This window comes from Bacillus sp. MHSD_36, assembly GCF_030757775.1.
Classification (GTDB): Bacteria; Bacillota; Bacilli; order Bacillales; family Bacillaceae_G; genus Bacillus_A.
Window position 1 is genome coordinate 971086 of record NZ_JAVBIS010000001.1, and the last position, 12488, is coordinate 983573.

A 12488-nucleotide genomic window follows, 5' to 3' on the forward strand; every position below is an offset into this window, starting at 1 on the left:
TAAGAATACGTTAATGAAAAGAGGGAAGAAAAATGGCTCATGTGAAAGATGTATTAGCAGATCAGTTATTGGCGAATGCAAATGATCCCAGTTGGTATATTCCATTTTCAGATGCAGTGAAAGATTTATCAGAGAGGGAAGCTTTCTGGAAACCGAATGAAGAGAGCAATAGTATAGCTGAAATTGTACAACACTTACTGTATTGGAACTCAACGTGGCAAACTAGATACAAAGAATCAAATGTGAATGCCGTGCCCGCAATTGGTGATAATAACAAAAGTTTTATGCTTTCAGATAATCAATCTTTCGATGAGTTAAGAGAAAAACTACTAGAGAAACTGTTACAATGGCAAAAGCTTATAGATGAAGAGAAGGTTGAAAGTGACGTAGTTGGATTTCCTGTTTCTGCAAAGTGGTGGGAAGTATTAGCCAATGTAACAACTCATAATGCTTATCATATAGGTCAAATTATTTACATCCGGAAGTTACAGAAGAGTTTTGATCCTGAATAAAATAATAATTCTCAAATTAGATGAACAAAAGTGGACAAAACGAGACAGATGTCTCATTTTGTCCACTTTTTTATTTTGAAAGAAAAGAGAAAACCTATTAAATCAAGGATTAGAATTTGGCACAGTATTTGCAATATAAAAGATGAACAAGAAAATAGGAGGGCTGAACATGTTAAAAACAACTGAAAGTAAAGGGAATGAAATTACGAAAGAACAAGCTCGTTGGATGTATGAAAAAATGTTAGAAATTCGTAAGTTTGAAGATAAGGTACATGAATTATTCGCGCAAGGCGTTTTGCCAGGTTTCGTTCATTTATACGCAGGTGAAGAGGCAGTAGCAGTTGGTGTATGTGCCCACTTAACGGATCGTGACAGTATTACAAGTACACATAGAGGACATGGACATTGTATCGCAAAAGGCTGTGATTTAAACGGGATGATGGCTGAGCTTTTTGGGAAAGCAACAGGGTTATGTAAAGGTAAGGGCGGTTCCATGCATATTGCTGATTTAGATAAAGGAATGCTTGGTGCAAATGGGATTGTAGGCGGAGGGTTTCCACTTGCTTGCGGCTCAGCATTAACAGCTAAATATAAAGGAACGAAAGATGTAAGTGTTTGTTTCTTCGGTGACGGAGCAAATAATGAAGGCACATTCCATGAAGGGGTTAATTTAGCTGCGATCTGGAAGTTACCAGTTATTTTTATCGCAGAAAATAACGGTTACGGTGAAGCAACGACATTTGAATATGCTTCAAGTTGTGATTCCATTGCAGATCGCGCGAAAGCTTACAATATTCCAGGTGTTCAAGTGGATGGAAAGGACTTACTTGCAGTGTATAAAGCGGCGGAAGAAGCAGTAGAACGTGCGCGTAATGGCGGTGGTCCAACAATAATTGAATGTATGACATATCGTAATTACGGTCATTTCGAAGGTGAAGCACAAACGTATAAAACGTCAGAAGAAAAAGAAGAACATTTAAATGAAAAAGATGCGATTGTGAATTTCCGTAAGCATTTAATTCATGAAGCTTTATTAACTGAATCTGAGCTTGTAGATATGGAAAAGGCAGTAGATGAAGCAGTGCAAAAATCAATTGAATTTAGTGAAAATAGTCCATATCCAGAGGATGAAGAATTATTAAAAGATGTATACGTTTCTTACAAATAAGAGGAGGGTGAAAAATAATGACTAGAACAGTAAGTATGTCAACTGCAATTAATGAAGCGATGAAAATCTCAATGCGTCGTGATGAAAATGTAATTTTAATCGGAGAAGATGTTGCAGGTGGTGCACAAGTTGATCACTTGCAAGATGATGAGGCGTGGGGCGGTGTACTCGGTGTTACAAAAGGACTTGTACAAGAGTTTGGCCGAAACCGTATTTTAGATACTCCAATTTCAGAAGCAGGTTATATGGGAGCGGCGATGGCTGCTGCGGCAACAGGACTACGTCCGATTGCTGAATTAATGTTTAATGATTTTATCGGTAGTTGTCTTGATCAAGTATTAAACCAAGGTGCAAAGTTTCGTTATATGTTTGGTGGTAAAACAAAAGTGCCAGTTACAGTACGTACGATGCATGGTGCTGGTTTTAGCGCAGCTGCACAACATTCACAAAGTTTATATGCGTTATTTACGAGCATTCCAGGTATAAAAGTTGTCGTTCCTTCTACTCCGTATGACGCAAAAGGCTTATTGTTAGCGGCAATTGAAGATGATGACCCAGTAATCTTCTTTGAAGATAAAACACTTTATAATATGAAAGGTGAAGTGCCGGAAGGGTATTATACAATTCCTTTAGGTAAAGCAGATATGAAACGTGAAGGTTCTGATGTAACAATCGTCGCAATTGGAAAGCAAGTTCATACAGCACTTGCAGCTGCTGAGCAATTATCGAAAAAAGGACTTGAAGTAGAAGTAATCGATCCACGTTCTTTATCACCACTGGATGAAGATACGATTTTAGCATCTGTTGAAAAAACAAATCGCCTTATTGTTATTGACGAAGCAAATCCAAGATGTAGTATCGCAACAGATATTGCGGCAATTGTAGCGGATAAAGGATTCGATTTGTTAGATGCACCTATTAAACGAATTACAGCACCACATACACCAGTTCCATTCTCTCCACCACTTGAAAAGTTATATTTACCAACGCCAGAGAAAGTAATTGAAACTATATCAGAAATGATTGGAGACCAATCTTTATTGCATGTGTAACGAAACGATGAGAAGGGAGAGAGAAGCATGGCTGTAGAAGTTGTAATGCCGAAGTTAGGTATGGCGATGAAAGAAGGTATTATTACAAGTTGGAATATTAAAGCAGGCGATCATGTAGCAAAAGGTGAACTAATTGCTAGTATTAATTCGGAAAAAATCGAAACTGAAATAGAAGCACCAGCGGATGGAACAGTTCTTGATATAGCTGTAAGTGAAGATGAGGGCGTTCCACCTGGCACTGTCATTTGCTATATCGGTAAACCGAACGAAAAAGTAGAAGTAAATGAAAGTACACAAGTTGTAGAAGAAAAAACACCGAATCTAGAGCCTAAAAAGGTTCCACATCCAGAATCATATGCGATAGATGTGACAAAACAAAGAATCAAAATTTCACCTGTAGCGAAGAAAATTGCAAAGTCTGAAAATCTAGATATCAAGGCATTAGTTGGTACAGGCCCTGGCGGAAGGATTACAAAAGTAGACGTATTAAAAGCGATTGAAGATAGAGTAATAATTCCAGAAGTACTTGAACAAGAAGAAAGCAAAGTCATTCCTGTTACTGGTATGCGAAAAGCAATTGCGAACCGTATGCATGCAAGCTTACAAAATAGTGCGCAATTAACATTAACGATGAAAGTGGATGTTACAGATTTAGTAGCTTTACATAAAGAAATAGCGGAAGTTGTACAAAAACGGTACGATAACAAACTAACTATTACGGATTTCGTTTCTCGTGCTGTTGTATTAGCGCTTAAAGAGCATAAAGAGATGAACAGCTCTTATATAGATGATGCCATTCATCAATTTGAACATGTTCATTTAGGTATGGCGGTCGCGTTAGAAAAAGGATTAGTCGTTCCAGCTATTCGCTTTGCAAATAATCTATCTTTAGTAGAACTATCTAAAGAGATTAAGAATGTGGCACAAAAGGCACGAGCAGGCAGTTTAAGTAGTGATGATATGCAAGGAACAACCTTTACAATTAGTAATTTAGGTAACTTCGGTATTGAATATTTCACGCCAGTATTAAATACACCTGAAACTGGTATTTTAGGTGTAGGGGCAATTGAACACGTTCCTGTATATAAAGGGGAAAAATTAAGAAAAGGAAGTATGTTACCTTTAAGTTTAACATTCGATCATCGTGTATTAGATGGTGCACCAGCAGCTGCATTTTTACGCACAATTAAACGTTATTTAGAAGAACCTGTAACAATTCTTTTATAAAGAGAAGGTGAGAGAATGAGTAAACTAGTCGTTATTGGAGGTGGGCCTGCTGGTTATGTAGCAGCAATTACCGCGGCTCAAAGTGGAAAACAAGTCACTCTTATTGATGAAGCTGATCTTGGTGGGACTTGTTTAAATGTTGGTTGTATGCCTACGAAATCATTGTTAGAAAGTGCAGAAGTGCATGACATTGTGAGAAAAGCGAATCACTATGGAGTTATGCTTAACGAAGGAAATATTTCAGTTGATTGGAAGCAAATACAGGCGAGGAAATCACAAATCGTAACGCAGCTCGTCCAAGGAATTCAATATTTAATGAAGAAAAATAAAATAAAAGTTATGCAAGGTAAAGCGAGATTTGAAACGGATCACCGTGTGAGAGTTACACACGGTGATAAAGAAATTGTAGTAGATGGAGAACAGTTCATTATTGCGGCAGGTTCAGAACCGACTGAATTACCTTTTGCTCCATTTGATGGGAAGTGGATTTTAAATAGTAGCCATGTAATGTCCCTAGGAAATATACCGAAATCATTATTAATCGTTGGTGGTGGTGTAATAGGGTGCGAGTTTGCCAGTATTTATAGTCGTCTTGGAACAAAAGTTACGATTGTTGAAATGGCACCGCAATTATTACCTGGTGAAGATAGAGATATCGCACAAATATTAAAAGAGAAACTAGAAAATGATGGCATAGAAATATTTACAGGAGCAGCTTTAAAAGGATTAAATAATTATAAGAAGCAGGCCTCATTTGAATATGAAGGAAGTATCCAGGCAGTTAATCCAGAATTTGTTCTCGTTTCTGTCGGCCGAAAACCACGTGTACAAAAATTAGATTTAGAAAAAGCCGGCATTCAATATTCAAATAAAGGAATTGCTGTGAATGAACATATGCAAACAAATGTATCACATATTTACGCAGCAGGTGATGTGATTGGTGGAATCCAGCTTGCTCACGTTGCCTTCCATGAAGGAACTACGGCAGCATTACACGCGAGTGGAGAAGATGTAAAAGTAAACTACCATGCTGTACCTCGCTGTATTTATACAGCTCCAGAAATTGCTAGTGTCGGTTTGAGTGAAAAATTAGCAAAAGAGCAATATGGTGATATTCTTATCGGGGAGTTTCCTTTTTCAGCAAATGGAAAAGCGCTTATTATTGGAGAACAAACGGGTAAAGTAAAAGTTATTGTGGAGCCTAAATATCAAGAAATTGTAGGTATTTCTATTATCGGTCCTCGTGCAACCGAACTGATTGGACATGGAACCGTAATGATTCATACGGAAGTTACTGCTGATATTATGAGAGATTATATTGCAGCGCATCCAACTTTATCTGAAGCGATTCATGAAGCGTTATTGCAAGCTGTAGGGCATGCTGTACATGCTTAGATGGAAATATAATAAACCACTATTCTCTAAATGAATAAGAGAATAGTGGTTTGAATTTTTATCCCGCGTTAACGGACAGTAAAACTCCCACCTCAAAATTCAGTTGGAGCAAAGAAGTTAGGTGGGAGTCGGGCTGTCCGTAAACGTCCGATTGGTGAGGGCTGATAATCAGTGGGGGATAAACTAAACCCCCACTGATTAAAGTTTCTATGTCATGAAATAGATCTTACGAATGAAGGGTTCGAATTGGGGGGTATTTGATTGTCTATTTGAAGAAGTGACGATTTGTGCAAAAGACGTATTGCTTGAGATAAGTAACTAGTAAACTTTATAACTTTACAAACAAAAAAACAGTCTTATAAGACTGTTTTTTATTTAGATGCTAAATTATCAAGTTTCCAATATGTATCTGTTAACGGCGCAGCTTTGCTATCTATGTATAAATACATATTATTTAAATCTTTTGGTGAAGTTTTCATATTAAATTCAATGTCGCTAGTTAAAGAAAACTCAGATGGAACTTTTTTAGCATTTTCATTTTGTATAACTTCACCTTCGTATTTTTTACCCGTTTTTTCATCTTTTATGAAATATTTTATTTCTGAAAGATCTATCGTTTGTCCGTCAGCACGAGCGTTATTTATAGTAACGCGAGCTGTGAGACGCCACTCTTTGTCTATTTTTTCGAATTTAGCATTTTCAACAGTTGCTCTATAGTATCCATTTTTAACTATTTCCCCATAGTGCATTGCGTTCTTTTCAAGAGCGCTCTTTTCTTGTTTCGGTGTAGTATTTCCATTACATCCTGCCATAAGTCCTGTAAATAATAATGCTGTGCAAGTTACTTTCATTATAGATTTCATAATAATTCCTTTCTGTGTTAAAAAGTAAAACGTAGGAATAATTTTACATTAATAGAAGGATGAATGGAAGTATAATTGTGAAATATGCAAATATACATTTATTTAGTTGTTAATTTAATGGGATAGAAAAAGGGAGAAAACCTGTATAGAGCTGAATAAAAAAGTATTAAAAATATTGTAAAACAGAAAAAACATGCATATAATTAAAAGATGGGTTAATTTTCCGAATATTCAATTATGTTGGTGAGAACATGTTTACTGAAGAGCGTAGAGAGAAAATTTTGGAGTTACTTAAGAAAAATGGAAGGGTAATTGCTAAAGATCTTGCGGAAAGTTTTGATATGTCTATTGATTCTATAAGAAGAGATTTATCTATTATGGAGAAGGATGGCTTGTTAAAAAGAACACATGGAGGTGCAATCGAACTTACTAGAGTAAGAAATTTAACTGCTGAACCATCGAAATGTTATCGTGATAGCCCACTAGGTGAAGAAGGGATTGCGAAAGTTGCTACATCCTACATACAAGAAGGAGATTCCGTTTTTATTGGCGGGGCATCTATTCATTATGCGATGTTAAAGTATTTACCTGAAACATCATTTACAGTGATTACGAATGCTTTAGAAATTGCTAGTAAGTTACGGGATTATAAGAATGTAGAAACGTATTTAATTGGTGGAAGGGTGAAACCGTCAGGAAATATGACAGATACACTTGCCTCTGAATTGATAAGTAGATTTTCTATTGATCTTCATTTCTCTACAGGTGGTGGTATTTCATTGAATGGTATAAGTACTGCAACGCCGGAAGTTGCTTATTTTGGAAAAACAGTAAGTAAAATTGCTAGAAAGAATATTTGTTTAGCACCTCATAATAAACTTGGAATAGACTGCTTTATAAAAGGAGAGTCACTGATAGAAGTTGACCTTATAATAACGGATTCGGAGGCTAGTAAAGAAACGATTCAAGAATTTGAAAAACAAGGTAAAGAGATTATAATAGCATCAATAGATTGCATTTAAAAGGAGTTTGAAATGATTATAAAAGGGCAAGAGTTTCACATAAATGGATTAGTTTACACAATTCGTTCAGCAGCTGAAACGGATGCGGAGCAATTATCGAAGATTAGAGTTAAGATCGATGGCGAAACTGAAAATATGGATAGAGAAGCTGGAGAGGGATTTATAGATAAAATAGGTTTTCAAAAAATAATAAAAGCAGATAGTGAAGAGGTGAAGAATCTCTTTTTAGTTGCAGAAGTGCACAACGAAATCATAGGGTTTTCAAGATGTGAAGGATCAAATTTGAAAAGATTATCCCATAAAGTAGAGTTTGGCGTTTGTATTTTAAGAGAGTTTTGGAGATATGGAATCGGGAAGAATCTCTTGCAACAATCTATTCAGTGGGCTAATGAAAATGAAGTGAAAAAGATATCATTACAAGTGTTAGAGACAAATGAAAAAGCCATTCAACTGTATAAAAAATTAGGTTTTGAAGTAGAAGGTATTTTGAAACATGATAAAAGACTGTCGGATGGGAAGTATTATAATACGGTTGTAATGGGAAGATTCATAAAAGAGGTGTAGTGGAATGTTTTACAGAAGAAAGTACTATATAGTAAAGAATGAATTTGTAGAAACATTTAATGAGCATTTTAATACTACGAACTTACCCAATCAATTAAAGCATGGTTCCAGACTAATAGGACGCTGGATGAAAAATAATAATGATGATACAACAGAAATATTCGCCATATGGGAATATGATAGTTATGAACAGTATAAAGACATTGAATCGAAAATTAGAAACGACAAGATGCATGTGAAAAGAATACATGAATGGTATGAAAAACATGGCGGAAGAGAATATGTTTTACAGGAGTACATAGTAGAAATGAAAAACGAAGAGTTAATATGTACTATAAAGTGATAGAGAGGTGAGGGATAAGGGGAATGAAAACAAAATTATATTTTAGTGTAGCATCCACTATTTTATTTGCAATAGCGTTGATAGTTTTCTTTATAAACGGCAATCCACAAAAGTGGTTTTGGTTATGTATTTTCTTTGTGTCTATCATACAAAATATGGTTTTGCTAAAAAAGAATAAAGAAGCGTATTAAGATATTCAAATTATTAACATATTTGTGTCGTCTTGCTAGATTTATTGAAAACGCTTTTATACAGTTTTATAATAAAAGTATGTTTTTACAGATCTCCAAAACAATGAATAGGGAGATGATACAATGTTAGCTTCACCGTTTTACTTACATACATGGAAAAAGTTTGTTGATGAAGGAGTCCTTGATTCGAACCGTATAAATGAAAGAATTTCAGAGTCATGGCATCGATGTAAACAGGCAAATGTGAATCCTCATATGAATAAAGGTCAGAAAATTTTGTCTTCTAATATTTTTCAAGACCAAAAGAAAAAGAGTGAAATCTTCCTAGATATCGCAATCCCTCAAATACAAAGTATGAGAAAAACCATTGATGAACTGCAAATGATGGCATTATTAATTGATCCAGACGGTTACGTTCTATCATTAAGTGGAAATAAACAAACGTTGCAACGAGCGAAACATATTAATTTCATTGAAGGTGTGAAATGGACGGAAGCAGCTGTTGGTACAAATGCGATAGGAACAGCGTTACAGATTGAAGAGGCTATTATGATAAGTGGTACAGAGCATTATTCTGTCGCATCTCATAGCTGGAGCTGTGCAGCCGCTCCCATTCATAATGATGATGGAAAATTAATTGGCGTTCTAGATTTCTCCTGTCCAATTGAATTTTCGCATCCATATATGCTCGGAATGGTAACTTCGATTGCACATGCGATTGAACGTGAATGTAGTATTCGAGTACATCAAAATGAACTGCATTTAATCCATCGTTTTTTAGATATAATTGACAGTGATGAACAAGTTGTAATTTGTAATCATCGTGATGTTATCGTTTCTGCGAGCAAGAGGGTTCGAGAGCGAGTATGTAATTGGTCACGAATGAAACTTGAAGATTTAATGCAAAATGGAATGAAACCTAAATTAGAGGTACCGGTATATAGTAATGATAGAATGATTGGGAAATGTATTTATGTAAAGGAAAATAAACAAGAAAATTTATTTTCAACTTCCGCATGTATAAACGGAATCACTTTCCCTGGAGTTATTGGGACAAGTAGTGCATTTCAACATACATTAGAAGAAATTAAGCTTGTATCACCAACTGACGCTAGTGTATATGTGTGCGGGGCGACAGGTGTAGGGAAAGAATATGTTGCGAGAGCGATTCATGAAAATAGTCCAAGAAAAAATGGTCCTTTTATAGCTGTTAACTGCGGTTCATTACCGAAAGAATTAATGGAAAGTGAATTATTCGGTTATGCTGAAGGAGCGTTTACAGGTGCACGGCGCCAAGGATATAAAGGGAAATTCGAACAAGCAGATGGAGGGACAATATTTTTAGATGAAATTGGTGAAGTGCCACCAGAGATGCAAGTAGCATTATTGCGTGTTTTACAAGAACGAACAGTAACCCCAATTGGCAGTTCAAAAGAGGTGCCGGTAAATATTCGTATTATTACTGCGACACATAAAGATTTATTGCGATTAGTAGAAGAAGGGAAATTTCGTCAAGATTTATATTATCGTTTACATGTTTATCCGCTATATGTTCCGTCGTTAATAGAAAGAAAAGAGGATATTCCGTACTTCATACAACATTTTTGTGAACGAAAGAATTGGAATGTTGTATTTCCAAAAAGTATTTGTAATCAATTTTATCAGCATACATGGCCCGGAAATATTCGGGAATTATTAAATGTATTAGAACGCATTTACATTTTGTCGCAAGGGCGGGAAATATGCGAAAAACAAATCTCTTTTTTATTTCAAACAATGATGGGAAATCAACATCAAGTTGCATTGCAAGCAGAAAATAAAACAGAGAACACATTGAATTTCCGCGAAAAAATACAGCGTGATAGCATGATTGAAGCGTTAGAAAAGACGAATGGAAATGTTTCCTTAGCTGCAAAACTGTTAGATGTACCTCGAAGTACATTTTATAAACGAATGCAAAAATATCAGTTATAAAGTAGATTTTTGTAATCTACTTTTTCTTTGTGGGCTCATGTTCTGTCGGAATGTGCGCTTACCGGGGAAATAATAAAATAGTTAGAAATAAATTTCCGAAAGGGGGACTTATGTGAAATATATTGAAATTGGTATTGGAAATAGGTGGTTCGTTCGAACAGAAATAGAAAATAAAGATGGAACTGAACTTGAGGAACGAGGAATTATAAAACCTATTTATTTTGAGTCTTTATATGTACGAATTTGGTTTCGGAAAACGTGTTTTATTTTTGATACGAAAGAAGGGTTTAAAAAAGTTAAAAAGAGGAGGATTGAATATAAATTTATAGTTGGGATTGTAAGTAGAATGAATGAAGAAAAGGTGTGCTAACATACGCAGTTATATTGGCTAGGAAATTCTTTGGACTTATATTAAATTCATAAAAAGTAATGTTGTAAATATAAATTGTTAATAAAGCCGCTAAGGAAACTTAGCGGCTTCTTTTATAGGAGGGATTTACGTATGAATAGAATCTTAACGATTTTACTTGCAATTATAATAATGGGCTATTCCATTTATAGTTGGGATGATGCTTCGAAACAAAGTGTACTAATTTTACAAATGCTTTTAGGATGTATGTTAGTTAGTATGGGGGTACAAAATTTTAAAAATAATGAAAAGGAAAATAGGAGTATAGGAATTGCTTTACTACTTGTTGCTTTATTTTTAATTGTTGTATCGTTTATAAAATATTTTAAATGATTTTCTTATGACAATAAGCATTCTCAAAATAAAAGTTAAAATTCTACTTGTATTTCACTATATAAAATATGGCATAATGATTTGGTTAATATAGAATTGGATAGGGTATTTGAGAGGGGCAGTTTAATGAGTTTCGCACTAGAAATAGTAATAAAAGCACCAATTGATGTAGTTTGTGATTATATTGTAGAAGATGAAAAAATAAAAGAATGGAATACGTTTATTATGGAAAATCGTTATCCTTCAAATATGGATAAAGAGAATCCATGTGTAGGAGATAAATATATCTCTGTTCAAAAAGTCGGTAAGAAAATAATTGAGGCAGAAGTAGAAATCATTGAATACGACGCACCACATATTATTTCACTAGGAAGTGAAATGAAGCAAGGTTATTCAGCGATGACTTATATGTTAGAAGAAGATAAGGAAGGTACAGTACTAACATTAATTTCAGAATATGAACCTAGTAATTTTTATTATAAAATTATGTATAAGTTAACAGGTTGGATTTCACGAGGTTTGACTATGGAACAAATGGAGCGTCTAGCAGAATGTGTAGAAACTGCTTATAATAAAGAAAATTAATATTAAAGACATATTAAGGGAAAAGTGCTTCCATATCCAGATAAAATATTTTTATAAATGTAAAATAGCACACCTTATTTATTGAAGGTGTGCTATTTATATAACCCCGTCGTATACATTTCCGTCAATGTATGTACTATCTCTTCTAACTCTAATTTTTTATCATTTTTCACAATCGTCCAAAGAAAAATTTCATTCATTGCGAACCAAGCACGTGCTACAATTTCTTTATTTAATTCAGGTTGTGCTAATCCACTTTCTTGAGAGTATGTAATATCCTGCGTAATATTGTTTATAAAGCGTTCCCGTATCTCGTCCCATTTTTGACGTATCTCTTTTGATAATCCAATCGCTTCTTCTACTACTTGTAAAATAGCTCGTTCTTTCTTTGCTAGTTGCAGAAATGCTCTAACTTGATTTTGAATCATTTTATATGCTTCTTCTTTTGTTTGAGGTGAAAAGGAGCGCTCGGCAATATCATAAAATTGATTCATGACATCTTCCATTAAAACGATGAGGAGGTCATCTTTGTTTTTAAAGTATACATATGCCGTGCCATAACCGGTTTCTGCATGTTTAATAATGTGTGTAATTGTCGTTTTTTGAAATCCGTTACGTATAAAAATAGTGTAACCAGCGTGTAATAGTTTTTTCTTTGTTTCTAAGGAGCGGTGTTTTCTTGATGAAAGAGTACTGTTTTTCAAAGAATCACCTCTTTATACTGAAATATCTGAAAATATAACTGTATTGTAAAAGAAATTCACATATAAAGTCAACTGACATAATATCATTGACGTTATATCAAGTAAGGTGATATATTTCAATTAGTTAGAATAAAAAGAAAATTAAA

The 12488-nt window shown here is 34.7% G+C and carries 14 protein-coding genes and 1 pseudogene; 13 read left to right on the top strand and 2 right to left on the bottom strand.

The features are described 5' to 3' along the window. Positions 1-32 precede the first annotated feature (32 nt). From Q9B79_RS05095 to Q9B79_RS05120, 6 genes and pseudogenes are all read left to right on the top strand, one after another. Entirely contained in the window at positions 33-512 is a 480-nt protein-coding gene (locus tag Q9B79_RS05095; RefSeq protein WP_098668191.1) for a DinB family protein, read from the top strand. Positions 513-681: 169 nt separating this feature from the next. Continuing rightward, a complete protein-coding gene (gene acoA / locus Q9B79_RS05100) occupies positions 682-1680 on the top strand; it encodes an acetoin:2,6-dichlorophenolindophenol oxidoreductase subunit alpha (RefSeq protein ID WP_242268477.1) in 999 nt (332 codons plus the stop codon). Between the two features lie 17 nt (positions 1681-1697). After that, positions 1698-2732 (top strand): acetoin:2,6-dichlorophenolindophenol oxidoreductase subunit beta, encoded by a 1035-nt coding sequence (gene acoB, locus Q9B79_RS05105; protein ID WP_306182872.1) that lies wholly within the window; start codon positions 1698-1700, stop codon positions 2730-2732. A 27-nt stretch (positions 2733-2759) separates the two neighbouring features. Beyond that, positions 2760-3959 (top strand): dihydrolipoamide acetyltransferase family protein, encoded by a 1200-nt coding sequence (locus tag Q9B79_RS05110; RefSeq protein ID WP_306182873.1) that lies wholly within the window; start codon positions 2760-2762, stop codon positions 3957-3959. Between the two features lie 15 nt (positions 3960-3974). Beyond that, positions 3975-5354 (top strand): dihydrolipoyl dehydrogenase, encoded by a 1380-nt coding sequence (lpdA, locus tag Q9B79_RS05115; protein ID WP_306182874.1) that lies wholly within the window; start codon positions 3975-3977, stop codon positions 5352-5354. 204 nt (positions 5355-5558) lie between these two features. Then, positions 5559-5676: pseudogene (locus tag Q9B79_RS05120) on the top strand (DUF4085 family protein); the annotation flags it as partial. Positions 5677-5725: 49 nt separating this feature from the next. Here the strand turns inward: Q9B79_RS05120 and Q9B79_RS05125 are convergent. After that, positions 5726-6217, bottom strand: coding sequence for a hypothetical protein (locus Q9B79_RS05125; protein ID WP_306182875.1), 492 nt, complete (start codon positions 6215-6217; stop codon positions 5726-5728). A 251-nt stretch (positions 6218-6468) separates the two neighbouring features. On the opposite strand from Q9B79_RS05125, the gene Q9B79_RS05130 reads away from it, so the two are divergent. The 7 genes from Q9B79_RS05130 to Q9B79_RS05160 all read left to right on the top strand — a co-directional run bounded on the left by Q9B79_RS05130 (position 6469) and on the right by Q9B79_RS05160 (position 11638). Then, entirely contained in the window at positions 6469-7239 is a 771-nt protein-coding gene (locus Q9B79_RS05130) for a DeoR/GlpR family DNA-binding transcription regulator (protein WP_306182876.1), read from the top strand. Positions 7240-7251: 12 nt separating this feature from the next. Further along, positions 7252-7803: a GNAT family N-acetyltransferase gene (locus Q9B79_RS05135; protein ID WP_306182877.1), complete on the top strand. Its 552-nt coding sequence runs from the start codon at positions 7252-7254 to the stop codon at positions 7801-7803. A gap of 4 nt (positions 7804-7807) precedes the next feature. Then, positions 7808-8146 (top strand): NIPSNAP family protein, encoded by a 339-nt coding sequence (locus tag Q9B79_RS05140; RefSeq protein ID WP_306182878.1) that lies wholly within the window; start codon positions 7808-7810, stop codon positions 8144-8146. Positions 8147-8460: 314 nt separating this feature from the next. Then, complete coding sequence (locus tag Q9B79_RS05145; protein ID WP_306182879.1) at positions 8461-10311, top strand: sigma-54-dependent Fis family transcriptional regulator; 1851 nt, start codon at positions 8461-8463, stop codon at positions 10309-10311. Between the two features lie 112 nt (positions 10312-10423). Beyond that, the gene (locus Q9B79_RS05150) at positions 10424-10681 is read left to right on the top strand and encodes a DUF3977 family protein (protein WP_306182880.1); all 258 of its coding nucleotides are present in this window, start codon (positions 10424-10426) and stop codon (positions 10679-10681) included. A 132-nt stretch (positions 10682-10813) separates the two neighbouring features. Further along, a complete protein-coding gene (locus Q9B79_RS05155; RefSeq protein WP_306182881.1) occupies positions 10814-11053 on the top strand; it encodes a YczI family protein in 240 nt (79 codons plus the stop codon). A gap of 126 nt (positions 11054-11179) precedes the next feature. Next, on the top strand, positions 11180-11638 hold the full coding sequence (locus Q9B79_RS05160) for an SRPBCC domain-containing protein (protein WP_306182882.1): 459 nt from the start codon (positions 11180-11182) through the stop codon (positions 11636-11638). A 92-nt stretch (positions 11639-11730) separates the two neighbouring features. Here Q9B79_RS05160 and Q9B79_RS05165 read toward each other — a convergent pair whose 3' ends face one another. After that, positions 11731-12342: a TetR/AcrR family transcriptional regulator gene (locus Q9B79_RS05165; RefSeq protein WP_306182883.1), complete on the bottom strand. Its 612-nt coding sequence runs from the start codon at positions 12340-12342 to the stop codon at positions 11731-11733. Between the last annotated feature and the right edge of the window lie 146 nt (positions 12343-12488).